20 protein-coding genes are annotated in these 23,266 nt (G+C 59.4%); 12 read left to right on the plus strand and 8 right to left on the minus strand.

Features of this window, described 5'->3' with window-relative positions:
* Positions 1-17: 17 nt before the first annotated feature.
* From pepN to AC1D13_RS06285, 3 genes are all read right to left on the minus strand, one after another.
* A complete protein-coding gene (pepN, locus tag AC1D13_RS06275) occupies positions 18-2,741 on the minus strand; it encodes an aminopeptidase N (RefSeq protein ID WP_477689192.1) in 2,724 nt (907 codons plus the stop codon).
* Positions 2,742-2,809: 68 nt separating this feature from the next.
* Positions 2,810-3,914, minus strand: a protein-coding gene (gene prfB, locus AC1D13_RS06280; RefSeq protein ID WP_457279890.1) for a peptide chain release factor 2 whose coding sequence is annotated in 2 segments (ribosomal slippage) — positions 2,810-3,832 and positions 3,834-3,914 — 1,104 coding nt in all. Because the reading frame shifts where the segments join, the coding sequence is not laid out codon by codon here.
* A 73-nt stretch (positions 3,915-3,987) separates the two neighbouring features.
* Positions 3,988-4,923, minus strand: coding sequence for an alpha/beta fold hydrolase (locus AC1D13_RS06285; RefSeq protein ID WP_477689193.1), 936 nt, complete (start codon positions 4,921-4,923; stop codon positions 3,988-3,990).
* 8 nt (positions 4,924-4,931) lie between these two features.
* Here AC1D13_RS06285 and AC1D13_RS06290 point away from each other — a divergent pair, with 8 nt between their 5' ends.
* A complete protein-coding gene (locus tag AC1D13_RS06290) occupies positions 4,932-6,737 on the plus strand; it encodes an acetate--CoA ligase (protein ID WP_477689194.1) in 1,806 nt (601 codons plus the stop codon).
* A gap of 147 nt (positions 6,738-6,884) precedes the next feature.
* Here the strand turns inward: AC1D13_RS06290 and AC1D13_RS06295 are convergent, their stop codons facing one another.
* Positions 6,885-7,550 carry a YiaD family glycine zipper/OmpA-like lipoprotein gene (locus tag AC1D13_RS06295; RefSeq protein ID WP_477689195.1) on the minus strand — a complete coding sequence of 222 codons (666 nt, stop codon included), beginning with the start codon at positions 7,548-7,550 and terminating at the stop codon, positions 6,885-6,887.
* A 263-nt stretch (positions 7,551-7,813) separates the two neighbouring features.
* Here AC1D13_RS06295 and AC1D13_RS06300 point away from each other — a divergent pair, with 263 nt between their 5' ends.
* The 3 genes from AC1D13_RS06300 to plsY are packed head-to-tail and all read left to right on the plus strand — an operon-like array spanning position 7,814 to position 10,090.
* Complete coding sequence (locus AC1D13_RS06300; protein WP_477689196.1) at positions 7,814-8,875, plus strand: aldo/keto reductase; 1,062 nt, start codon at positions 7,814-7,816, stop codon at positions 8,873-8,875.
* Positions 8,876-8,902: 27 nt separating this feature from the next.
* Positions 8,903-9,415 (plus strand): aminoacyl-tRNA deacylase, encoded by a 513-nt coding sequence (locus tag AC1D13_RS06305; protein ID WP_477665530.1) that lies wholly within the window; start codon positions 8,903-8,905, stop codon positions 9,413-9,415.
* A 36-nt stretch (positions 9,416-9,451) separates the two neighbouring features.
* Positions 9,452-10,090: a glycerol-3-phosphate 1-O-acyltransferase PlsY gene (plsY, locus tag AC1D13_RS06310; RefSeq protein ID WP_457280957.1), complete on the plus strand. Its 639-nt coding sequence runs from the start codon at positions 9,452-9,454 to the stop codon at positions 10,088-10,090.
* Between the two features lie 26 nt (positions 10,091-10,116).
* Here plsY and AC1D13_RS06315 read toward each other — a convergent pair whose 3' ends face one another.
* Positions 10,117-10,794: a retropepsin-like aspartic protease family protein gene (locus AC1D13_RS06315; protein ID WP_477689197.1), complete on the minus strand. Its 678-nt coding sequence runs from the start codon at positions 10,792-10,794 to the stop codon at positions 10,117-10,119.
* 7 nt (positions 10,795-10,801) lie between these two features.
* The gene (locus AC1D13_RS06320) at positions 10,802-11,287 is read right to left on the minus strand and encodes a YajQ family cyclic di-GMP-binding protein (protein WP_348050062.1); all 486 of its coding nucleotides are present in this window, start codon (positions 11,285-11,287) and stop codon (positions 10,802-10,804) included.
* Positions 11,288-11,332: 45 nt separating this feature from the next.
* Between AC1D13_RS06320 and murB the strand changes: the two genes are divergently transcribed.
* The 6 genes from murB (at position 11,333) to AC1D13_RS06350 (ending at position 19,802) form a co-directional block, all read left to right on the plus strand.
* On the plus strand, positions 11,333-12,397 hold the full coding sequence (gene murB, locus AC1D13_RS06325; RefSeq protein ID WP_477689198.1) for a UDP-N-acetylmuramate dehydrogenase: 1,065 nt from the start codon (positions 11,333-11,335) through the stop codon (positions 12,395-12,397).
* On the plus strand, positions 12,397-13,254 hold the full coding sequence (locus tag AC1D13_RS06330) for a glycine-rich domain-containing protein (protein ID WP_477689199.1): 858 nt from the start codon (positions 12,397-12,399) through the stop codon (positions 13,252-13,254). Before murB ends, AC1D13_RS06330 begins: the two co-directional genes overlap by 1 nt.
* 259 nt (positions 13,255-13,513) lie before the next feature.
* Positions 13,514-13,768 (plus strand): hypothetical protein, encoded by a 255-nt coding sequence (locus tag AC1D13_RS06335; protein ID WP_477689200.1) that lies wholly within the window; start codon positions 13,514-13,516, stop codon positions 13,766-13,768.
* A gap of 37 nt (positions 13,769-13,805) precedes the next feature.
* Positions 13,806-16,940 carry a type I restriction endonuclease subunit R gene (locus tag AC1D13_RS06340; protein WP_477689201.1) on the plus strand — a complete coding sequence of 1,045 codons (3,135 nt, stop codon included), beginning with the start codon at positions 13,806-13,808 and terminating at the stop codon, positions 16,938-16,940.
* On the plus strand, positions 16,934-18,568 hold the full coding sequence (locus AC1D13_RS06345; RefSeq protein WP_477689202.1) for an HsdM family class I SAM-dependent methyltransferase: 1,635 nt from the start codon (positions 16,934-16,936) through the stop codon (positions 18,566-18,568). The genes AC1D13_RS06340 and AC1D13_RS06345 overlap by 7 nt, the downstream gene beginning before the upstream one ends.
* Positions 18,561-19,802 (plus strand): restriction endonuclease subunit S, encoded by a 1,242-nt coding sequence (locus AC1D13_RS06350; protein ID WP_477689203.1) that lies wholly within the window; start codon positions 18,561-18,563, stop codon positions 19,800-19,802. The genes AC1D13_RS06345 and AC1D13_RS06350 overlap by 8 nt, the downstream gene beginning before the upstream one ends.
* Positions 19,803-19,875: 73 nt before the next feature.
* On the opposite strand, the gene argG is transcribed toward AC1D13_RS06350, so the two are convergent.
* Positions 19,876-21,207, minus strand: coding sequence for an argininosuccinate synthase (gene argG / locus AC1D13_RS06355; RefSeq protein ID WP_457279903.1), 1,332 nt, complete (start codon positions 21,205-21,207; stop codon positions 19,876-19,878).
* Positions 21,208-21,305: 98 nt separating this feature from the next.
* On the minus strand, positions 21,306-21,632 hold the full coding sequence (gene ppnP / locus AC1D13_RS06360; protein WP_477674520.1) for a pyrimidine/purine nucleoside phosphorylase: 327 nt from the start codon (positions 21,630-21,632) through the stop codon (positions 21,306-21,308).
* A 230-nt stretch (positions 21,633-21,862) separates the two neighbouring features.
* Here ppnP and AC1D13_RS06365 point away from each other — a divergent pair, with 230 nt between their 5' ends.
* Positions 21,863-22,438 carry an RNA polymerase sigma factor gene (locus AC1D13_RS06365; protein WP_457279905.1) on the plus strand — a complete coding sequence of 192 codons (576 nt, stop codon included), beginning with the start codon at positions 21,863-21,865 and terminating at the stop codon, positions 22,436-22,438.
* Positions 22,438-23,208 carry an anti-sigma factor gene (locus tag AC1D13_RS06370; protein WP_477689204.1) on the plus strand — a complete coding sequence of 257 codons (771 nt, stop codon included), beginning with the start codon at positions 22,438-22,440 and terminating at the stop codon, positions 23,206-23,208. The genes AC1D13_RS06365 and AC1D13_RS06370 overlap by 1 nt, the downstream gene beginning before the upstream one ends.
* Positions 23,209-23,266: the final 58 nt, after the last annotated feature.

Raw genomic sequence — 23,266 nt, forward strand, 5'->3', positions numbered from 1 at the left:
GCGGGTGCCGTCCGCGTTCAGTCAGCCAGTGCGCGAGAGACGACTTCGTGTGTGTCTTTGCTCAGGTCGGTCTTGGCCGCGACGCGTGCAATTGCTTCACGCGCCGCGCTGCGGTAGGGCTCGGCCAGCTTGCTCCAGCGGTCCAGCGCGCGCGCCAGGCGGGCGGCCACCTGCGGGTTGATGGCGTCGAGCTCCATCACACGGTCGCTCCAGAACACATAACCGGCGGCATCCGCGCGATGAAACGCGGCGGGGTTGCCCTGGCAGTAAGTGCTGACCACGCTGCGGGCGCGGTTGGGGTTGCGCAGGCTGAAGTCGGCATGCTTCATCAGTTGTTTGACGGCCTGCAGGATGTTGCCGCCGCGGTCGGGCGCGCCGGCTTGCAGGCCGAACCATTTGTCGATGACCAGGGCTTCGTCCTTGAACATGGCGTGGAACAGTGGCAGCGCCTCGGCGGCCAGCGCGTGGCCGCTGGAGACCAGGGCGGCCAGCGCGTTGAAGCGGTCTGTCATGTTGCCGGCGTCCTTGAAGCGCTGCAGGGTCTTGCCCGGCCAGACGGTATCGCCGGAAGCCTGCGCCGCCAGGCACAGATGCGTGAGTGCCATTCCCGCGAGCGCGCGGCGGCCCGAGGAGGCCGGGTCAGGCGTGTAAGCGCCGGTGTCGTGGTTGGCCTCGTACACGGCTTGCCAGTCGGCTGCCAGGGCTGTGGCCAGCTGCTGCCGCATGGCTTCGCGCACTGCATGAATGCGCTGCGGGTCCACCACGTCCAGCTGCTCGGCCAGGTAGGTCTCAGACGGCAGCGTCAGCACCAGTTCTTTAAATGCGGAGTCCAGCGCGGGGTGGCGCAGCACCTGGCGCATCGCATCAAGATATGCATCATCCAGCACCGCAGCCGTTACGGGTCCTGCGCCACCAGCTATTGATTTGATAGCGCGGTTGACGGCCAGGCGTTGCCCGGCTTCCCAGCGGTTGAAAGGGTCGCTGTCATGCGCCAGCAAATGCAGCAGCTGGGCGTCGGTGTAGTCAAACTCCAGCACCACCGGGGCGGTGAAGCCGCGCAGGATGGAGGGAACCGGCTCGGCATCGATGTTGACGAAGGTCAGCGTTTCGCTGGCCTGCGTCAGCACCACGGTGCGGGTGCGGGCAGGTGCCTGGCTCTCACCGGCCAGCTGCAGCGGCAAGTCCTGGCCGTCTGCGCCCAGCAGGCCCAGGCCGACCGGTATGACAAACGGCTCCTTCACGGCTTGCCCTGCCGTGGGCATGCAGCTTTGCGACAAGGTCAGGGTGTAGGTGCGCGCCGCCGCGTCATAAGCACCCTGCGCGTGCACACGCGGCGTGCCGGCCTGGCTGTACCAGCGCTTGAACTGCGGCAAGAGGCGCGCCAGGTCCGACATCGGGTTGGCGTCGGCAATCGCCTGCGCGAAGTCGTCGCAGGTCACGGCGTGGCCGTCGTGGCGCTCAAAGTAAAGCGTCATGCCGCGGGCAAAGCCCTCACGGCCCACCAGGGTCTGCATCATGCGGACGACTTCAGCGCCCTTTTCATAAATGGTGACGGTGTAGAAGTTGCTGATCTCGACGTAGCTGTCGGGCCGCACCGGGTGGGCCATGGGGCCGGCGTCTTCGGGGAACTGGGCGGTGCGCAGCACGCGCACGTCTTCAATGCGCTTGACGGCGCGGGCCGAGGCCTCGCCGCACAGATCCTGGCTGAACTCCTGGTCGCGGAACACCGTCAGGCCTTCCTTCAGGCTGAGCTGGAACCAGTCGCGGCAGGTCACGCGGTTGCCCGTCCAGTTGTGGAAGTACTCGTGGCCGACCACGCTTTCAATGTTGGAGAAATCAACGTCGGTGGCGGTGGCCTGGTTGGCCAGCACGTACTTGGTGTTGAAGATGTTCAGGCCCTTGTTTTCCATGGCGCCCATGTTGAAGTCGCTGGTGGCGACGATCATGAAACGCTCCAGGTCCAGCGGCAGGCCGAAGCGGGCTTCGTCCCATGCCACCGAATGCATCAGCGATGTCATCGCGTGCTCGGTTTTGTCGAGGTCGCCGGGGCGCACATAAACCTGCAGCACGTGCTCCTTGCCTGCGCGGGAGGTGACGCGCTGCTCGCGGGCCACCAGCTGGCCGGCCACCAGGGCAAAGAGGTAGCTCGGCTTTTTGTGCGGGTCTACCCACTTGGCGAAATGCCGCGCGCCGTTGGGGCCGGGCTCCAGCGGGCCCTGGCTGACCAGGTTTCCGTTGGACAGCAGCACCGGGTACTGCGCCTTGTCGGAGCGCAGGGTCACGGTGTAGCTGGCCATCACGTCCGGGCGGTCCAGGAAGTAGGTGATGCGCCTGAAACCTTCGGCCTCGCACTGCGTGAAGAACGAGTTGTTGCTGACGTACAGGCCCATCAGCTTGGTGTTTTTGGCGGGGCAGGTCGTGGTGAAGATTTCCAGCTCAAAGGGCTCGGTGCCTTCTGGCAGGTTTTCCAGCACCAGCTGGTTGCCTTCCATCTTGAAGGAGGTGCCCTGGCCGTTCACCAGCACGCGCGAAAGATTGAGCTCTTCGCCGTCCAGCTTCAGGGCTTGTGCCGGCACGTCCGGGTTGCGGCGCAGGCTCATCTTGTTGAGCACGCGTGTTTTCTGCGGGTCCAGGTCAAAGCACAGGTCGACCGTGTCTATCCAGTAGGCGGGCGCGACGTAGTCGGCGCGGTTGATGACCACCGCGGCGCCGGGGCTCGCTCCGTCAAGCATATGCAGCATGGTTAATTCCTGAAAATCAAAATTTCACAACTTCCCGAGCGCGTCGAAAGGCACGCGCTCACACGCCCTCACACACCCTGTTTGAGTGAGGCTTCAATAAACACGTCCAGGTCGCCGTCCAGCACTTTCTGCGTGGCCGAGACTTCCACATTGGTGCGCAGGTCCTTGATGCGGCTGTTGTCCAGCACATAGCTGCGGATCTGGTGGCCCCAACCCACGTCGGTCTTGGTGTCTTCGAGTTTTTGCTGCGCTTCCTGCTGCTTGCGCAATTCGAAGTCATACAGACGCGAACGCAGGCGCTTCCAGGCCACGTCACGGTTGCTGTGCTGGCTGCGGCCGTCCTGGCACTGCACCACGATGCCGGTCGGAATGTGCGTCAGGCGCACGGCCGAGTCGGTCTTGTTGATGTGCTGGCCGCCGGCGCCGCTGGCGCGGAAGGTGTCGGTGCGCACGTCTGAAGGGTTGATCTCGATTTCAATCGAGTCATCGATCTCGGGGTAGACAAACACCGAAGCGAACGAGGTGTGGCGCCCGCCGGAGGAGTCGAACGGCGACTTGCGCACCAGACGGTGTACGCCGGTTTCGGTGCGCAGCAGGCCGAAAGCGTACTCGCCCTCGATCTTGATGGTCGCACCCTTGATGCCGGCCGTGTCGCCGGGCGATTCGTCTTCAACCGTGGTCTTGAAACCCTTGCGCTCCGCGTATTTGAGGTACTGGCGCAGCAGCATGCTGGCCCAGTCGCAGGCTTCGGTGCCGCCGGCGCCGGCCTGGATGTCGAGGAAGCAGGGCAGGGGGTCGGCCGGGTTGTTGAACATCCGGCGGAATTCCATCTTTTCGACTTCCGTAGCCACCTTGGCGGCTTCGCCTTCAATCGTCTGCATGCCGGCGTCGTCGCCTTCGGCCTTGGACATCTCGAAGAGTTCGGTGTTGTCGGCCAGCTCGGCGCTCAGGCGGTCGATCACATGGACCACGTCTTCCAGCGATTTCTTTTCCCTGCCGAGCTCCTGCGCGCGCTTGGGGTTGTCCCAGACCTTCGGGTCTTCCAGTGCGGCGTTGACTTCGTTCAGCTTACGTTCTTTGGCAGGGTAGTCAAAGATACCCCCGAAGTTCATTGACCCGGTTGCTGAGGTCCACGAGCTGGTTGCTGATGAGGTTGATGCGTTCTGCGTCCATGATTTTTCTGTCCTAAATGGTGGGAGCCGCATTGGGCGGCGTAACCCGACATTTTCTCATGATGCAGGGCCTTTCAGGCCAAGAACCCCTCAATCAGTGTTGCCAGCTGTTCCGGCTGGTCGTGGTGCAGCATGTGGCCGGCATCCTGGATCACCGCGACCTGCGCCTGGCGGACCTGTTTGAGCCGTTCGTGGTACTCGGCCAGGGTGTATTTTTCCTTCCACCACAGGGCCAGGGAGTCGTCGGACGCTTCGACGGCCAGCACCGGAGCACTGATGCAGCGGTAGACCTCGAGGGCCTCGTCGACGCGGTAGAGCTGCGCGCTGGTGATCTTGTGGGCAGCTTCTCCCAGAATCTCCCATTTCCCTTCGGCATTTGGCCGGGACCAATGGCTGGCCAGCCAGCCGGCCTTGTCGGCGGACAGGCGCGGGTTGGTTCTCATCAGGCGGCGCGCCACGCCGGCCACGTCGGTATAGGCTTTGAGTTCCAGCTCGCCCCGATGCAGGCTTTTGAGTTCGTTCATCCATTGGGCATAACGGCCGGGGGCTTGCCCAGCTTGGGTGGATGGCAGACCAAAGCCCTCCAGGTTGACCAGCCTGCGGATGCGTGCGGGCCGTACGCCCGCGTACAGCATGGCGACATTGCCGCCCATGCTGTGGCCTACCAAATCAACGGGTTTGTCGCCGGCGTAGTGGTCGAGCAGAAAGTCCAGGTCCGCCAGGTAATCGGGAAACCAATAATTGTCGGCAGGGTTGCCTGCGGGGCCGGAGCCGGTCAACCCGAAACCGCGCCAGTCGGGTGCGATGATGGTCCGGCCGCTGACGAAGGCATCCGACAGTGCGTCCACCATGAACTGGTAGGAGGCCGCCACATCCATCCAGCCGTGCACCAGAACCAGCGGCGGCAATGCCGGGTTCGCGCCTGCTGCGCTTTCCCAGAGCCACACGTGGTAACTCAAGCCACGTATAGGGACAAACTCGCTGCGTGATGATCGTTTTTCTTTGTACATTGGTTCCCATGATAAAGAGACACGAGTTGACGCGCAGTCAAAACAGGGACAAGCCGGCCGGTCCCAAATCCCCCGCCGTCGGGCAAGCCGACCAGTACGCGGCGCTTCATTCCGGCTTCCGCTGGCAGGTCGACGAGCACTTCAACATCGCCGAAGTATGTTGCAGCCGCTGGGCCAGGGGTGAAGGTGCAACGGCGGGTGCTACTAAAAGAATAGCTGTTCGCGCTCACCAGCCGGGCGCTGCAGCCGTTTCTTATACCTATTCGGAACTGAAGGGCGCTGCCGATGCCTTGAGCCATGTACTGGCCGGCCTGGGCGTTCAGCGCGGCGACCGCGTCGCCATCGTGATGCCGCAACGTTTTGAAACCGCTGTGGCTTACATGGCGGTCTTCCAGATGGGGGCGGTCGCCATGCCGCTGTCCATGCTGTTCGGCCCTGACGCGCTCGAATACCGCCTGCAGGACAGCGATGCCGTGCTGGCCATTTGCGACGAAAGTTCGATTGACAGCCTGAATGCCATCCGCGGCAACTGCCCGGCGTTGCGCACGGTGGTGGCAGCAGGTACGGCGCAGGGCAAGGGTGACGTGGACTACGAAACTGCGTTGGCGAAACACAGGAGCGCCTTCACCGCCGTCAAGACCAAGGCCGACGAAGGGGCGATCCTGATCTACACCAGCGGGACCACCGGCCCGCCCAAGGGCGCACTGCTGCCGCACCGGGCGCTGATCGGCAACCTGCCGGGTTTCATCTGCAGCCAGAACTGGTTTGGCTTTGACGGCAAAACCAATAAAAAGTCCGACGCTGTTTTCTGGTCCCCGGCAGACTGGGCGTGGACTGGCGGCCTGATGGACGCCTTGCTGCCCAGCCTCTACTTCGGCCGACCCATCGTCGCCTTCAACGGCCGTTTCAGCCCCGAGCTGGCCTTCAGCCTGATGGCGGAACAGGGCGTCACGCACACCTTTTTGTTCCCGACGGCCCTCAAGGCCATGATGAAGGCCTACCCCCGGCCCAGGCAGCACTTCAAGCTGAAACTGCAGGCCATGATGAGCGCCGGCGAAGCCGTGGGCGATGCGGTGTTTGCGTACTGCAAGGATCAGCTCGGCGTCACCGTCAATGAAATGTTCGGGCAGACCGAAATCAACTACGTCGTTGGCAACTGCAGCCGCTTCTGGTCTGCCCGGCCGGGCAGCATGGGCAAAGGCTACCCGGGCCACCGTGTGGCGGTGATTGACGACGAAGGCAATGAATGCGCGGTGGGCGTGCCGGGCGATGTGTCGGTCAACCGCTACGACATCCACGGCGACCCGGACCCGATTTTCTTTTTGGGCTACTGGAAGAAAGAGGAGTCCACCCGCGGCAAGTTCACCGGCGACTGGTGCCGCACAGGCGACCTGGCAAGGCGCGATGCCGATGGCTACCTCTGGTACGAAGGCCGCGCAGACGACGTCTTCAAGGCCGCCGGCTACCGCATCGGCCCCGGCGAAATCGAGAACTGCCTGGTCAAGCACGCAGCCGTCGCCAACGCCGCCGTGGTGCCCAAGCCCGACCGCGAGCGCGGTGCAGTCGTCAAGGCGTATGTCGTACTTGCTCCTGATTTGATAGCTGCTCGCGCAAGCCACCAGGGCGGTACAGCCCGATTTGATGATGAATTGACGCTGCAGCTGCAAGCCCACGTCAAGACCATGCTCGCGCCTTACGAATATCCGAAGGAGATTGAGTTCATTGATGCGCTGCCCATGACTACGACTGGCAAGGTGCAAAGGCGCGTGCTGCGCCTGCAGGAAGAAGAGCGTTTCAAAGCATCAAAAACGTAGTAGCGAACCGCCATAAAAAAAGCACCCCGCAGGGTGCTTTTTTCCTTCCAGTAGGGGCCGGGATCTGGCTCTGCCAGTCCCAAGGCGCCTGTCCCCTGCAAGGGGAGAGGAGGCTACACGAAGTGAGCCTCAACAGGGGTGTGCCAATCAGCGGGCTGCGACCTGTTCAGCCACGTAGATTTCAACGCGGCGGTTCTTGTCACGGCCCTGCTGTGAGTTGTTGTCAGCCACCGGTTCGCGCGAACCGCGGCCGTCCGTCACGATGCGGGTGCGTGCCACGCCGCGGCTGACCAGGTAGTCGCGGGCCGAATCGGCACGGTCAATGGACAGCGGGTTGTTGATGGCGTCAGAGCCGGTGTTGTCGGTGTGGCCGATGATGGTCACTGTCGTTACCGGGTTCTGGTTCAGGCTGGTGGCGAACTGGTTCAGGATGGGGGCGAAGTTCGGCTTGATGGCGGAACGGCCCACGTCAAAAGAAATGTCGCTGGGGATGTCGAGCTTCAGGCGGTTGTCGGTGGTCTGGCTGACGGCCACACCGGTACCAACAGTCGCCCTTTCCATCGCAGCTTTCTGATCCTGCATTTTCTTGGACCAGATATAACCACCGCCGGCGCCTACAGCACCGCCCAGAACAGCACCAGTGGCTGCGCCTTTGGATCCGCCGGTTGCTGCGCCCAGCACCGCGCCTGCTACGGCGCCAATACCGGCGCCCTTGGCGGTGCCTTGCTGTGTTTCGCTCATGTTGGCGCAGCCGGAGAGGGTCAACGCAGCCAGCGCCGCACAGGTAATGGATGTGATGGTCAGTTTGTTCATGAAATGCTCCTCGGAAAGTTAATGTAGGTATCGGAATGAAAGAGAGCGGTTGTCGGTCTCACTTCAATCAGCAGCGCATTAAAGCGCGGGTGTGTGAATACTAGGCATGCAAAAAGTGAGCAGTTGTAAGACAAGGGCGCGAGATAGGCGCGCCTGCACGCCGTTTACGGAGACCTTAAACTAGCCGTTTTGTCAATTCCGTGAATTCCGTCACAGCGTTTTTGCTGTCGTACGGCCTCTTCAATCTCACATGTGACTCCTCCATGAATAAAGTTCAACTCGGCTCCAGCGACCTTCACGTGACCCCCATTTGCCTGGGTACCATGACATTCGGCGAGCAGGTGGATGAGCCCACGTCTCATGCCATCCTGGACCGCTCGCTGGAGCGCGGCGTCAACTTTCTCGACACCGCCGAAATGTATTCGGTGCCGGCGCGCGCCGAGACCTGCGGTTCGACCGAAACCATCATCGGCAACTGGTTTGCCAAAAATCCTTCAGCACGCAACAAACTGGTGCTTGCCACCAAGGTAGCCGGACCTTCGCGCGGCATGCCCTGGGTGCGTGAAGGCAGCGGCATGACGGCTCAAGACATTCTGGCTTCGTGCGATGCCAGCCTGAAGCGGCTGAAGACCGATGTCATCGACCTCTACCAGATTCACTGGCCTGAACGCCACGTGCCGGCGTTTGGCGCGCTGTATTACAACCCTGCGCAAGAGCGCTCTGCCACGTCGATCCATGAGCAGCTCGAGGCACTCGGTGCTTTGGTGAAAGCCGGGAAGGTGCGTTTTATCGGGCTTTCCAACGAAACCCCGTATGGCGTGCACGAGTTTGTGCGCCTCGCCGAGCAGCACGGTTTGCCGCGTGTGGCCTCCGTGCAGAACCCATACTGCCTCGTCAACCGCACGGTGGAAAACGGCCTGGACGAAACCATGCACCGCCTGGGTGTCTCGTTGCTGGCTTATTCGCCCCTGGGCTTCGGCTTGCTCACAGGCAAATACGACCAGTCCGGCACTGAAGGCCCGGCCGCGCCCAAAGATGCGCGCATCGCAAAATTCGAGTCGGTGCGCAAACAACGCTGGGGCCGCCCCGAGGCACTGGCCGCCGCCCGGCGCTACAACGCGCTGGCGCGTGACAACAAGCTGACCCCGACCCAGCTGGCGCTGGCGTTCTGCTACACCAAGTGGCAAGTCGCCAGCACCATCATCGGCGTAACCTCGGTTGCGCAACTGGACGAAGACCTGGATGCCTGGGGCACCAAGTTGACCGCTGAAGTTCTGGCTGAGATCGACAAAATCCGATGGGAAACGCGCGACCCAGCCTTGTAAGCTGCGGTCTGCTGCGCACGTCGCGTCATGGCAAAAAAAGATCACGTCAGCGAGACACCGGCTACTGCCTTGCTAAAGGTCAGCAAGGTACCATTCACCGAGCACCCTTACGAATACCTCGAGCACGGCGGGGCGCAGCACAGCGCCGAGGTGCTGGGCTTTGACCCATTCACCGTCGTCAAAACGCTGGTCATGCAGGACCAGGACGCCAAACCCTTGCTGGTGCTGATGCACGGCAACCGCAAGGTTTCCACCAAGAACCTGGCACGGCAGATCGGGGCCAAGTCGGTCGAACCGTGCAAGCCCGAAGTCGCCAACCGCCACAGCGGCTACCTGGTCGGCGGCACATCGCCTTTCGGCACCCGCAGGGCGATGCCGGTGTATATCGAGGAAAGCATCCTGGCCTTGCCCAAAATCGCCATCAACGGCGGGCGGCGGGGCTACCTGATTGGTATTGACCCGCAGGTTTGTGTCATCTTGCTGGGTGCAAAATCAGTCCGTTGTGCATTGAGCCTGGACAACGCAACGGGCCACGGCTGAAATGCCGGTGGCCACCACATAACAAGGGAGATGAATTTGGACTACGTGTATTCAGCCGGCGCGACTTTGCTGGCTTACCTGATCGGCTCGCTGTCGTTTGCTGTCATCGTCAGCCGGGTGATGGGTTTGAGTGACCCCCGCAGCTACGGCAGCAAGAACCCCGGCGCCACCAACGTGCTGCGTTCCGGCAGCAAGGCCGCGGCGGCAATCACGTTACTGCTGGACGGCCTCAAGGGTTGGGTGCCGGTGGTGCTTGTCAAATGGTTTGGTGGCGACTACGGCCTCGGTGAGGGCACGATGGCTGCCGTGGGGCTGGCGGCCTTTCTGGGCCATCTCTATCCGGTGTTTTTTCAGTTCAAGGGCGGCAAGGGTGTCGCGACGGCGGCCGGGGTGTTGCTGGGCGTCAGCTGGGTGTTGGGTGTTGCCACGCTGGCAACCTGGGTGATCGTCGCCTTCTTTTCGCGCTATTCCTCACTGGCATCACTGGTGGCGGCCGTTTTTTCGCCGCTGTATTACCTGTTTGGCGACCGGGCCGCCTGGTATGTCGACAAGAACCTGCTGGCCATGATGGTCGTTGTCAGTGCGCTCCTGATCTATCGCCACCGCGAGAACATCAACAAGCTGATCAAGGGAACGGAGTCGAAGCTGGGTGGTTCAAAACAGGCCACCAAATAGCCCGGCCGGCAACGCACCTCGAAGGGCTAATAACGCTTGTCCAGCGTCATGAGGTTGTTGTCGCGCTTCATCTGAAAGCGCGATAAAAAACTGTTGCCCAGCAGCAGAAAAGGCATCGGTTGCGGTATGACTACGGCATCCACGTCAAAGACCTCCACGTCACCCACACGTACCGAATTGAGCTTGACCCGGTAGCCTTGCGTGGTGCCGTTGGCTGTGGACATGCGCACAGGCTGCCCGTCTTTGTAGTTAATGCCAGAGCGCTCCGCATCCGACGCGCTCATGGCAATGCTGGTCGCACCGGTGTCAACCATGAACTGCACGGCCTTTCCGTTGATCTGCCCGGCCGTCATGAAATGACCGCCGCCGCTTTCGGTAATGGTGATACGGGTGCCCCGTCCTGCTGAGGCGGTGCTGCCGCCGGAGTTCACCGGCGCATCGCCCACCCGCAGCGTGTGCCGCTTGCCAGACTGCTCAATGACAGCCTGATCGCTGGTGGTGGAAATAATCTTTATGCCCTGGTGTGTTTCACCGGGCGCGACGCTCTTGGGTGAACCGCCGTTGACCACCAGCAGGGCCTTGGTGCCCATCATGCCGGCCAGCGCCACGGATTGGCCTTCGCTCTGCGCCCGGGCGGCACCGTGCAGCAGCAAAGTCGCGGACAGCAAAAATGCTGCTTGGGTGAGGGTAGGCAGAAGATTCATGGCAATCCTAATCGCGACGGTTGTCAAAACTCAGCGGAAAGTCCTTCATCTCCGACAGGATCAGCGCCATGGCGGCCTGCAGGTCGTCGCGCTTGGCGCCCGTGACGCGGACTTTTTCTTCCTGGATGGCGGCCTGCACCTTGAGTTTGCTGGCCTTGATGGCGGCCTGGATCTTCTTGGCGGTTTCGGTGTCGATGCCATTGCGGACCTTGTTGGTCTGCTTGACCTTGTCGCCGCCGATTTTCTCGATCTTGCCGGTGTCCAGAAAGCGCACGTCAACGCCTGCCTTGGCGAGCTTGGAGCGCAGGATGTCATTGATCTGGTCGATCTGGAAGTCGCCGTCGCCGACGAGGATGATGTCCTTGTCCTTCAGCTCGATGGAGGCCGAGGTGCCCTTGAAGTCAAAGCGATTGCCGACTTCCTTGGAGGTGTTTTCCACGGCGTTTTTGACCTTGACCAGATCGGCTTCAAGAACGGTGTCGAAAGAGGGCATGGTGCAAGTCTTTTTTTCGGGGGTTGGAGTGAGACAATCACCCGGATGTTAGTCGAGAAAAACGTTCCACTCCAGCATTCCAATACCTTTGGCATCGTCGCCAAGGCGCTCAGCCTGGTGCGGGTGGCCAGGGAGGCCGATATTGCCGCGGCTTTGCAGGACCCGGCCCTGAAGGCTGCCCCCAAGTTTGTGCTGGGCGGCGGAAGCAATATCGTGCTGACCGGCGACGTAAAACCGCTGGTGCTCAAGGTCGAAATCATGGGGAAACGGCTGCTCAGGGAAGACGCCAAGGCCTGGGTCATCGAGGCGGGCGCCGGTGAAAACTGGCATGACCTCGTTACCTGGACGCTGCAAAACGGCTACCCGGGCCTGGAAAACCTGGCATTAATTCCCGGAACGGTCGGCGCGTCGCCTGTGCAGAACATCGGTGCCTATGGCGTGGAGCTGCAAGACCGCTTTGAGTCGCTCGACGCCATCGATTTGACGACAGGCCAGCCATTTACCCTCAATGCCGCGCAATGCGCGTTTGGCTACCGTGATTCTGTGTTCAAGCACAGCAGTTCGGCGCCGGAGTCGGCCGCCCATGGTTTTGGGCTGGAGGGCAAGGCGTTCATCACGCGGGTGCGCTTTTCCCTTCCCAAGGCGTGGAAGCCGGTGCTGGGCTATGCCGACATCGACAAAAAAATGGCGCAATCCGGCATCCAGACGCCCGACGCACAGCAAATTTACGACTGGATCTGCGAGATCCGCAAAGCCAAGCTGCCTGATCCGCAGGTGATCGGCAACGCCGGCAGCTTTTTCAAGAACCCAACTGTCTCGCCCGAGCAGTGCGCCGACATCATCCAGAGGGAGCCCAAAATCGTTCACTACCACCTCGCCGACGGCACGGTCAAGCTGGCCGCCGGATGGCTCATTGATGCCTGCGGCTGGAAGGGCAAGACCATCGGCAATGCCGGTGTCTATGAAAAACAGGCGCTCGTGCTGGTCAACCGCGGCGGCACGGCCGACCCGGTCACAGGCGGCGAGGTCATGACGCTGGCCAAGGCCATCCAGACCAGTGTGTACGAACGCTTTGGCATCCTGCTGGAGCCTGAACCGGTGGTGGTCTGATGGCGACCGCCGCAAAGGTCTACACCGGGCCCGACATCGCGCTCTGGCGCCGCCTGGTGCTGCGCCATGCGCGGCAGCTTGCGGTCGTGCTGGTCATCCTGTGGGTGGTGCTGATGATGGCCGGCGAGGCCGGCTGGCGCAAACCGACGGGGCTGGCAACCGGAATATTCGGGCTGGTCGCCGCCATGGTGGTGCTGGCTGTGTGGGCAACGCGTGAACGCGAACGCCTGGTGCGCGAGGCGCCGCTGCCGCAGTTCCTCAAGCGCAAGCTGCGCGACACCTATCCGCATCTGAGCGCAAAAGACACCGAGCTGGTCGAGCGCGGGCTTCGGCAGTTCTTCCTGGCCTGCGTGCGCAGCAAGGGCAAGTTTGTGGCCATGCCGTCGCGCGTGGTCGACAGCATGTGGCACGAATTCATCCTGCACACGCGCGCCTACCGTGAGTGGTGCGACCTCGTGCTGGGCCGTTTCATGGACCATGTACCGGCTGAAGTGCTGGGCCGCCGCGCTTCCAGCAACGACGGCCTGCGGCGCGCCTGGTACTGGGCCTGCCGCGACGAGGCCATCAAACCGCGCTCCCCCAGCCGCCTGCCGCTGCTTTTTGCCCTGGACGCGAAGCTGGCGATCCCCAATGGCTTTCATTACCTGCCCGACTGCAGCCAGCCTCAGCGTGACGACGGAACAGGCGGTTCGGCGGGTGCTTATTGCGGCGAAAGCTTTTCTGACGGTAGCTACAGCGGCGACGCGGATGGGTTTGGCGGCTCCGACAGCAGTAGCAGTAACTCCAGTGACGCAGGCAGTGACGGCGGTAGCGACGGAGGTGGATGCGGCGGTGGTTGTGGCGGGGGTGGCGATTAGCGCGTGGCCAGGGGACGAAAAGCCAACGGAAAAGCCGCCTGAAGGCGGCTTTTTGACACTTGCTATGTTTTTAATAGCTGCTCGCGCACATTCCACAAGGGCTAGAGGCCAATTTGACGTAAAAAAGACCGCCATGGCCGGCGTTTTGCCCCTAAACCTTCTGTTCAAGCCTCCTTTCATACTTCCGCTGCGTATTAAAGATTGGTTTAATGTGATTTCATCAAATTAAAGAACTCTTTCGCACCAGGCCATCGCGAAATTGCTGGCTACCGACCGCCGCAGTTTGCTGGCTTCGCCCAAGGCAGGGCCCAGCAGCTACCGTTTGTTTGAAATGCTGCCCATGATGCCGCGCTCCACCATTGACCAGGTGCGCCAGAAGCTGGTCACCAGCTTCCCAACCGCGACCGCGGCGGTCAAGGTGCTGGAAGATTTTGGCATCGTCACAAAGCTGACCGGGCAGAAGAAGAATCGCAGCTACAGTTGCGCTGCGTACATTGGCCTGCTGGCTGAGTAAGAGTCCAAAAGAGCGACAAACGGGGAGAACTTAGCCAATGATTTTTAGCGAAGACTCAAGAGTCAAAATCCCCTGCATCCTGCACTTGGTGCGACTTGGCTATCAATACCTTTCCCTCAAAGGCGTCTCATGGGATGAAGAAACCAATATCTTCCCGGATTTGTTTCATTCCGCCATTCTCAAGATCAACCCCGAAGCAGAAACCGGTGACATTGACCGTCTTTTGGCTGACGTCAAGCTTTCGCTGGACAACGAAGACCTCGGTAAAGCCTTCTACGAAAAACTCACAGAACGCTCAGGCATTCGGCTTATTGACTTCGAGAACTTTGACAACAACAGCTTTCATGTCGTCACAGAGCTGACTTGCAAAAACGGTGACGATGAATTTCGGCCTGACATCACCTTGCTCATCAACGGAATGCCGCTGGCTTTCATTGAGGTCAAGAAGCCCAACAACCGCGAAGGCGTGCTAGCCGAGCGCAACCGCATCATCACGCGCAGCCGCAACCCCAAATTCAGGCGCTTTATCAACGCCACTCAGTTGATGGTTTTTTCCAACAACATGGAGTACGAAGACGGTTCGCCACAGCCCATTGAAGGAGCGTTCTATGCCAGCCCTTCCTATGACTCGCCCGTCTTCAACTATTTTCGGGAAGACCGCGAAGTCGAAACGCTAGACCTTTCTCAGCTTTTGGCGGCAGGGGATGACGTCCTTGAGAACGAAGTACTGCGCGATAACAACCTTAACGTCATCAAGCACAGCCCCGAGTTTCTGAGCAACAAGTCGCCAGACACGCCGACAAACCGCATCTGCACGTCCCTTTTCAGTCGTGGGCGCTTGGCTTTCTTGCTGCGTTTTGCGCTTGCCTACGTCAATGAAATAGACGGCTTGCAAAAGCATGTCATGCGCTACCCTCAGCTTTTTGCCACCAAGGCCATCGAGAAGAAGCTCAATGAAGGCGTCAAAAAGGGCATCATCTGGCACACCCAGGGCAGCGGAAAAACCGCACTGGCCTACTACAACACCCGTTTTCTTACCGATTACTTCCAGCGCAAAGGCGTCATTCCGAAGTTCTACTTCATCGTCGATCGCCTTGATCTGGCCACGCAGGCTCAGCATGAGTTTTCGTGCCGGGGGCTGGTGGTCCACACCATCGACAGCCGCGCTGACTTTGCGCGTGACATCAAAACCACTCAGGTGTTGCACAACCACAGTGGCAAACCAGAAATCACCGTGGTCAATATCCAGAAATTTCTGGACGACCCAGATGTAGTGCGCGCCGAGGATTACGACTTCAACATCCAGCGCGTTTACTTTCTGGATGAGGTGCACCGCAGCTATAACCCGCAGGGCAGCTTTCTGGCCAACCTTAGTCAGTCAGACCGCAACGCCATCAAAATAGGCCTCACTGGCACCCCCCTGCTTGGCGACGACTACAACTCCCGAGCCTTGTTTGGTGATTACTTCCACAAGTACTACTACAACGCCTCAATCGCCGACGGCTACACCCTCAGGCTGATCCGCGAAGAAATCGCCACCAATTACAAGCTCTCACTGCAAGAGGCACTCGCCACGGTCCGGCTAAAGCAAGGCGATGTGGATCGCAAACTGATCTACTCCCATCCAACGTTCGTCGAGCCCATGCTCGATTACATCGTGCGTGACTTTGAAAGAAGCCGCAGCGCCTTGGGCGACGCCAGCATTGGTGGCTTGGTGATCTGTGACAGCGCGGATCAAGCACGTGAAATGTTCCGCATTTTCACGGCGATGTACGCCGCGCCCTCGTCGTCAGCCATAGTTGCCCAAGACTCAGGACAAGCCATATTCGCTATGGCCCCAACGGGCAGCTATGCAGAACGTGCGCAGCTTGCCAACCGCGTTAAAAGCGCCGCCCTGATCCTGCACGATGTTGGAAGCAAAGACGAGCGCAAAGACTGGGTGGAAGACTTCAAGGCCGGAAAAATCGACCTCCTGTTTGTCTACAACATGCTGCTCACCGGCTTTGATGCCAAACGCCTGAAAAAGCTCTACCTTGGGCGCGTCATCAAGGCGCACAACTTGCTGCAAGCGCTCACGCGGGTTAACCGCACATACAAAGATTTCCGCTATGGCTACGTGGTGGACTTTGCCGACATCCGCAAGGAATTCGACAAAACCAACAAAGACTACTTTGACGAGTTGCAGTCCGAGCTGGGCGACGAGATCGAGCACTACTCCAACCTGTTCAAGTCGGCCGAAGAGATCAGACAAGAAATCGAAGCCATCAAAGACATCCTCTTCAGCTTCGATATTGAAAACGCCGAAGAATTTTCAAAACAGCTTAGCCAGATCCAAGACCGCACCGCCGTGCTGGCGCTAAAAAAAGCGCTGGCCGACGCCCGCAATCTCTACAACCTGATTCGCCTGCAAGGCGAATACGGGTTATTGCAGCAGCTCGACTTTCACAAGCTCGGCCAGCTCTATCGCGAAACCAGCAACCACCTGGACCTGCTCAACCTCAAAGAGGCCATCGAATCGGAAACTGACACCAGCAACTTGCTCAACATGGCGTTGGAAGACGTCATTTTCAAATTCGCCAAGATCAGGGAAGAAGAACTGGTGCTGGCAGACAAGCTCAAAAACACCTTGCGCCAAACGCGCGAGGCCTTGGCTGACAACTTTGACCAGCAAGATCCTAAGTTCGTCACCCTGCGCGAAGAGCTGGAGCGTCTGTTCAAGAACAAAAGGCTCAGCGAAGTGAGCCAAGAGGACATGAACGCCAACATTGGCGCACTCAACGCCATTTACGACAAGGTGAAAGAGCTGAATCGCCAAAACAACCAACTGCGTGCCAAGTACCGTGGCGATGCCAAATACACGCGCATCCACAAGCGTCTGCAAGAGCGTGGCACCCTCACGCAAACCGAGCGAAAATTGTTTGAAGCGCTGGTCGGCGTCAAAGTGCAGGCGGACGAACAAGTGCTGCAAAACACCCAGCTGCTGAACAACGAAAACTATTTTGAACGGCTGATGCAGCCCATCGTGATTGACGAGTTCTACACCCGTCAACACATCCCATTGACCCCCGACGCTACCCGCAGCATCAACCACTTGGTGGTGTCGGAATACATGAATGAATTTTTTGCAGGCACCCGCACGGGCGGTGGCCTCCCTGGAGCACAAGCTTGGTAACCCAACAATTTGAACAACGCACCCGCGAACTCATCGACAGCCTCAAAGCCATTTGCGCAGCCTATGGCCTGGGCAACGACGGCAATGAGTTCAAGATCATCACCCAGGTCTTTCTCTACAAGTTTCTGAACGACAAATTCGCTTTTGAGGCCAAAAGAATCCGGCCAGCCCTTGCCAAGGCTGAGAGCTGGGAAGCCGCCATTGCTGCCCTGAGTGCCAATGACCTGGACATGCTGCAAATGCAAATGGGCCCCGACACCGCCCGTCTGAAGCCCGAGCATTTCATTGCCCACTTGTTTGGCCGCCAAAACGGGCCCGAGTTCGCCAAGCTGTTCGACGACACCCTGCGCGACATCGCTATCACCAACAACGACATCTTTGCCGTTAAAACCGACGGTGGCACCAAGATCACCCTGTTTGACCGGGTCAGCGAATTCATCACCGACACCTCCAAGCGCGACGCCTTTTGCCGCGCCGTTATTAACAAGCTGGGCGACTTCAGCTTTGAGCGCATCTTTAGTGAGAAGTACGACTTCTACGCCGCGCTGTTTGAATACCTCATCAAGGACTACAACAAGGACAGTGGCGGCAAATACGCCGAGTACTACACGCCGCATGCGGTGGCCAAGATCATGGCCGCCATCCTCGTGCCTGAAAAGGTGCGGGGCAAAGTCAACAACGTGAGCTGCTACGACCCGTCGGCGGGCTCGGGCACGCTGCTGATGAACATTGCCCACGCCATTGGCGAGCAACGCTGCAGCATCTACTCGCAAGACATTTCGCAAAAATCATCCAGCCTGCTGCGCCTGAATCTGATTTTGAATAATCTGGTTCACTCCATTCCCAACATCATTCAGGGCAACACCGTGCTCCACCCCTACCATCGGGACGGCAAAGCCCTTAAGAAGTTTGACTACATCGTCAGCAATCCACCGTTCAAGATGGATTTCTCAGACTTTCGCAACGAGCTGGACAGCAAAGAGCACCAAGAACGCTTTTTTGCCGGGGTACCCAACACACCCAAGCAGGCCGTCGACAAGATGGCTATTTACCAGCTCTTTTTGCAGCACATCATTTATTCCTTGAAGCCCGGCGGCAAGGCAGCCGTGGTGGTGCCCACCGGCTTTATCACCGCACAAAGCGGTATTGACAAAGGCATTCGTCAACATTTGGTGGACAACAAAATGCTGGCAGGCGTGGTCTCTATGCCCAGTAACATCTTCGCCACCACTGGCACCAATGTGTCCATCCTATTTATTGATGCGTCTAACAAGGCCGACGTTGTTCTGATCGACGCATCCAACCTTGGCAACAAGGTCAAAGACGGCAAGAACCAGAAGACGCTACTGTCCGAAGCCGAAGAAGACCGCATCATCGCCACTTTCAACAGCAAAGAGGCAGTTGAAGATTTTTCGGTGGTAGTGAGTTACGCCGACATTGCCGCAAAGAATTACTCCCTAAGCGCCGGACAGTATTTCGAGGTGAGGATCGAATACTGCGACCTGACCCCAGCTCAGTTTGCAGAGAAGATGCAAGGCTTTACGACCCGACTGGATGAGCTATTCAAGCAGTCTGCGGGGTTGGAGCGGGAAATAAGGAAGCAGTTGGTAGGGTTGCGATATGAGTAATCCCCGTTGGCCGAAATCTAGCTTGGATGCTCTTTGCTCAAAAATCGGGGATGGAGTTCACGGCACGCCCCAATACGTTGAGACCTCTGAGTACCCATTCATAAACGGCAACAATTTGAAGCAAGGCTTTATTCAAATATCTTCAGATACGAAAAGAGTTTCGCTCTCAGAGTTTCAAAGATATTTCATCGAGCTTGATGAAAATACATTGCTTTTGTCAATCAATGGCACTCTAGGTAGCTTGGCAAAATACCGAGGGGAGTCTGTGATTCTTGGTAAGAGCGCGGCTTACATTAAGTGTTCATCAATACACGTTGATTTTCTTTACTTCTACTTGCAGTTGAAAAGTGTTCAGGAGCAGATGTGGAATGTTGCCACAGGTTCTACTATCAAAAACCTGTCACTTGCATCAATAAGAAGTCTTCAAATTCCAACGCCGACGGCAATAGAGCAGAAGAAGATTGCCGCCGTTCTCTCCACCCTCGACGCCAAAATCGACTGCAACAACCGCATTAACGCCGAGCTGGAGGCGATGGCCAAGACGCTGTACGACTACTGGTTCGTGCAGTTCGACTTCCCAGACGTCAACGGCAAACCCTACAAATCGTCCGGCGGCAAGATGGTCTACAACGCCACTTTGAAACGGGAGATTCCTGCGGGGTGGCAACACTCAACAATTGGCGAAACGTTCAGAACCCATCTCGGCGGCACGCCATCACGTGACGTCGGGGGCTATTGGAAACCCGGCGAAGTGCATTGGCTTAGCTCCGGAGAGAACCCTAGTACGTTTGTCGTGGCACCTGATGAGCAAATTTCGACACTCGGTTTGCAAAACTCCCCAGCTAAACTGCTGCCCCAGGGAACGGTGATTCTTTCAATCGTTCGTCATCTCAGGGCATCGATACTGGGTATCGAGGCGGCTACGAATCAATCTGTTGTGGGGGTTGTAGAAACCGACAAACTGAAACACTGCTTTATTTACCCCTACCTAGTTCGTGAAATCCCTAGATTGATGGCACTTCGAACAGGTGCGCAACAGCCGCACATCAACAAGGGAGTGCTGGATGAGTCACCATTGGTGATACCCGCAGATACAGCCTTGAGCGCATACACCAGCAAGGCAGCACCATTGTTCTTGCGGATTCAAAACAACCTTCAGCAGAACATGGAGCTTGCCCGACTCCGCGATTGGCTGCTTCCCCTACTAATGAATGGGCAGGTGACAGTCGCCTAGGTAAACCGGCCCAGAACGAAAAAGCCCGCCAAGCTTTCACTTGGCGGGCTTTGTCTTTACGGCTTGAATCGGCTTACTTCCCCAGCTTCAAGAAATCATCCCCCTTGCCCAACTCCAACATGCCGGCATTGGAATAGATCCCCAGCTTGGCCCGCGTATCGGTAATGTCCAGATTGCGCATCGTCAGTTGCCCAATGCGGTCCAGCGGCGAGAACGGCGCGTCTTCCACCTTCTCCATGCTCAGGCGCTCAGGCGCGTAGGTCAGGTTTGGCGATTCGGTGTTCAGCAGCGAATAGTCGTTGCCGCGGCGCAGTTCCAGCGTCACGGTGCCGGTGATGGCGCTGGCGATCCAGCGTTGGGCGGTTTCGCGCAGCATGATGGCCTGGCTGTCGAACCAGCGGCCCTGGTACAGCAGGCGGCCCAGCTTGCGCCCGTTGTCACGGTATTGCTCGATGGTGTCTTCGTTGTGGATGCCGGTGACCAGGCGCTCGTAGGCGATGAACAGCAGGGCCAGGCCGGGGGCTTCGTAGATGCCGCGGCTCTTGGCTTCGATGATGCGGTTTTCGATCTGGTCGCTCATGCCCAGGCCGTGGCGGCCGCCGATTTCGTTGGCCTTGAGGATCAGGCTCACCAGGTCGGGGTATGCGACGCCGTTGAGTGCCACAGGGCGGCCTTCTTCAAAGGTCACGCTGACTTCTTCGGCCTTGACGACGCAGTCGTCCTTCCAGAACGGCACGCCCATGATGGGGTTGACGATCTTGATGCCGCTGTTGAGGTTTTCAAGGTCTTTGGCTTCGTGCGTGGCGCCCAGCATGTTGCTGTCGGTGCTGTAGGCCTTTTCGGCGCTCATCTTGTAGCCAAAGCCGTTGGCCGTCATGAATGCGCTCATCTCGGCGCGGCCGCCCAGTTCGTCAATGAACTGCTGGTCCAGCCAGGGCTTGTAGATCTTCAGCGCGGGGTTGGTCAGCAGGCCGTAGCGGTAGAAGCGCTCGATGTCGTTGCCCTTGAACGTGGAGCCATCGCCCCAGATGTTCACGTCGTCCTGCTTCATCGCGCTTACCAGCATCGTGCCAGTCACGGCGCGGCCCAGCGGCGTGGTGTTGAAGTAGGTCACGCCGGCGGTGGTGATGTGGAAGGCGCCGGATTGCAGCGCGGCAATGCCTTCAGCAGCGAGCTGTGGGCGGCAGTCGACCAGACGGGCCTTGATGGCGCCGTATTCCATGGCCTTGCGCGGGATCTCGTCGTAGTCCGCTTCGTCGGGCTGGCCCAGGTTGGCGGTATAGGCGTAGGGCAGGGCGCCCTTCTGTTTCATCCACAACAGCGCGGCGCTGGTGTCCAGGCCGCCAGAGAACGCGATGCCGACCTTTTGGTTGGCGGGGATGTTTTGCAGAATGGTGTTAGACATGTTTTAGGCCTGAATATCGCTGAAAGCCGCGTAGAGATTGCGCGAGCAGCTATGAAAAAAGGAGCGAAAGATCGGTTGGGGGTGGACTTGGACGCTTTTTAACCGAAGTGGCAGATGTAGTGATAAGCCGCTTCGCCCGCTGCAACGCGGATTTCGAATTTGGCGTTGCCGGGCACGCTGAATTTTTCGCCCGCCGAAGACTTGACCCAGCTGTCGCTGCCGGCCAGCTTGTATTCACAGGCGCCGGCCACGCATTCCATGATTTCGGGGGCGCCGGTATTGAAGGTCAGGGTGGCCGGCAGGATCACGCCGACCGATTTTTTTGTGCCGTCGGCCAGCGTGATGCCGTGGCTCACGCATTTGCCGTCAAAGTAGACGTTGGCCTTGGTGGTCACGCTGATGTTGTCGATTTTTTCGGTAGGCATGGGAAGGTGCTGAAAAGAGACTGAAAGAGGCGAAAAGAGACGAAAAGAGACGAAAGGGGCTGTTCCGGGCTGCGGAAAAGCACCGCGTGGCGCCAAAACCGTTGATTTTAGGTCACCCGGAGCCTTTCGCCGGGCCCGCGGTGAATCCGGTTGGCCCTTTGTGGCGTATCCCCAATGCCAGCCGCCTGCCGGTGTTTCCCGATAGCCACCAATACCTGACAATGTTCTTCATGAAGCCAGAAAGCCCGGACAGACAATTGATCGCGCTGATTGACCGCGTGGCCCAGGCCGATGAGTCGGCCCTGCGGGAGCTGTATGAGCTGACTTCGTCCAAGCTCTACGGTGTCGCGATTCGTGTGGTGACCAACCGTGAATGGGCCGAAGACGTGTTGCAGGAGGCCTTCTTCAACATCTGGCGCATTGCTGGCGACTACAAGGCGACCCTGTCACCGCCCATGGCCTGGATGGCGCTGGTGGTGCGCAGCCGCGGCCTGGATTTTTTGCGGCGCCGGGCTTCGGACCGGGCCGACCTGATGCAGGAACTCGACGACGTGATTTCCGACACGGTGGCGGGCGACTCGCCCAACCCGATGGACACGACCCAGGCCAGCGAACAGGCCTGGGCTTTGCATCAGTGCCTTGGCAAGCTGGAGCACAAGCAGCGCGAAGTGGTGAGCCTGGCGTATTTGCGGGATTTGAGCCATGGTGAGCTGGCCGAGCAGCTCAAACTGCCTTTGGGTACTGTCAAAACATGGATCCGGCGCGGGCTGGAGCAGCTTCGCGGTTGCATGGCGAGGTTTGCCTGATGAATTTACAAAGTAATCCCGCCCTGATGGAGCAACTGGCGGCCAGCTACGCGCTGGGCACCTTGCGCGGCGGCGCGCGTCGCCGGTTTGAGACGTTGGCACGCGACAACGCCACTTTGCGCGCGGCGGCGCTGGTCTGGCAAAGCCGGCTGTCGTCGGTGGCTGAGCTGCAGCCGCAGGCGGTGCCTGGCCCCGCCGTGTGGAAACGCATTGAAAACCTGGTCAGGGCCGACAAAGAGGCGCGCGCCATGCAGGCGGCGCGGGCCGCTCCGAGCGCCATGGGTTGGTGGTCCAGCCTGGGGCTGTGGCGCGGCGGGGCCGTGGCGGGCGCACTCGCGACTGCAGCGGCGGTTGTCGTGGGGCTGAACGTGAACGGCCGGCTGAGCGGGCAGGTCAGCGAGCTGACCGCCAAACTGACAGCCACCCCCGAGATCGAATACGTGGCCGTGCTGACCGATGACAAGGCTTCGGCGTCGCTGCTGGTGACGTTTGACCCGAAGAACAAAACACTGTCGCTCAAGCGAGTGGGCAGCTTCAGGGAGCAGCCCGACAAGTCCCTGGAACTCTGGGCTTTGCCGCCCGGCGCGGCGCCCAAATCACTGGGCGTGATGGGCGCAGACCCTGTGGTTCGGCTGACCGCCGCAGGCACTGACATGCGCCAGGTACCGACGCTGGCGATCACCCTGGAGCCCAAGGGTGGTGTGCCGCCTGGCAGCGGGCCGACCGGGCCGGTGCTGTTCAAGGGCGCGCTGATTGAAACGCCCAAATAGCAACAGTCGAATATTCGCGGACAGCAAAAAGGGGCGTTGCAAACGCCCCTTTTTTTGG

The organism is Polaromonas sp. P1_E12, assembly GCF_056405975.1.

What these genes read in the sequence shown, in the direction of transcription:
- AC1D13_RS06315 (WP_477689197.1), bottom strand. Translation starts at nt 10,794, where the DNA reads ATGAATCTTCTGCCTACCCTCACCCAAGCAGCATTTTTGCTGTCCGCG.
- AC1D13_RS06285 (WP_477689193.1), bottom strand. Translation starts at nt 4,923, where the DNA reads ATGTACAAAGAAAAACGATCATCACGCAGCGAGTTTGTCCCTATACGT.
- argG (WP_457279903.1), bottom strand. Translation starts at nt 21,207, where the DNA reads ATGTCTAACACCATTCTGCAAAACATCCCCGCCAACCAAAAGGTCGGC.
- ppnP (WP_477674520.1), bottom strand. Translation starts at nt 21,632, where the DNA reads ATGCCTACCGAAAAAATCGACAACATCAGCGTGACCACCAAGGCCAAC.
- AC1D13_RS06295 (WP_477689195.1), bottom strand. Translation starts at nt 7,550, where the DNA reads ATGAACAAACTGACCATCACATCCATTACCTGTGCGGCGCTGGCTGCG.
- AC1D13_RS06350 (WP_477689203.1), top strand. Translation starts at nt 18,561, where the DNA reads ATGAGTAATCCCCGTTGGCCGAAATCTAGCTTGGATGCTCTTTGCTCA.
- murB (WP_477689198.1), top strand. Translation starts at nt 11,333, where the DNA reads ATGTTAGTCGAGAAAAACGTTCCACTCCAGCATTCCAATACCTTTGGC.
- AC1D13_RS06290 (WP_477689194.1), top strand. Translation starts at nt 4,932, where the DNA reads ATGATAAAGAGACACGAGTTGACGCGCAGTCAAAACAGGGACAAGCCG.
- AC1D13_RS06365 (WP_457279905.1), top strand. Translation starts at nt 21,863, where the DNA reads ATGAAGCCAGAAAGCCCGGACAGACAATTGATCGCGCTGATTGACCGC.
- AC1D13_RS06340 (WP_477689201.1), top strand. Translation starts at nt 13,806, where the DNA reads ATGATTTTTAGCGAAGACTCAAGAGTCAAAATCCCCTGCATCCTGCAC.
- AC1D13_RS06330 (WP_477689199.1), top strand. Translation starts at nt 12,397, where the DNA reads ATGGCGACCGCCGCAAAGGTCTACACCGGGCCCGACATCGCGCTCTGG.
- AC1D13_RS06320 (WP_348050062.1), bottom strand. Translation starts at nt 11,287, where the DNA reads ATGCCCTCTTTCGACACCGTTCTTGAAGCCGATCTGGTCAAGGTCAAA.
- AC1D13_RS06370 (WP_477689204.1), top strand. Translation starts at nt 22,438, where the DNA reads ATGAATTTACAAAGTAATCCCGCCCTGATGGAGCAACTGGCGGCCAGC.
- pepN (WP_477689192.1), bottom strand. Translation starts at nt 2,741, where the DNA reads ATGCTGCATATGCTTGACGGAGCGAGCCCCGGCGCCGCGGTGGTCATC.
- AC1D13_RS06305 (WP_477665530.1), top strand. Translation starts at nt 8,903, where the DNA reads ATGGCAAAAAAAGATCACGTCAGCGAGACACCGGCTACTGCCTTGCTA.
- AC1D13_RS06300 (WP_477689196.1), top strand. Translation starts at nt 7,814, where the DNA reads ATGAATAAAGTTCAACTCGGCTCCAGCGACCTTCACGTGACCCCCATT.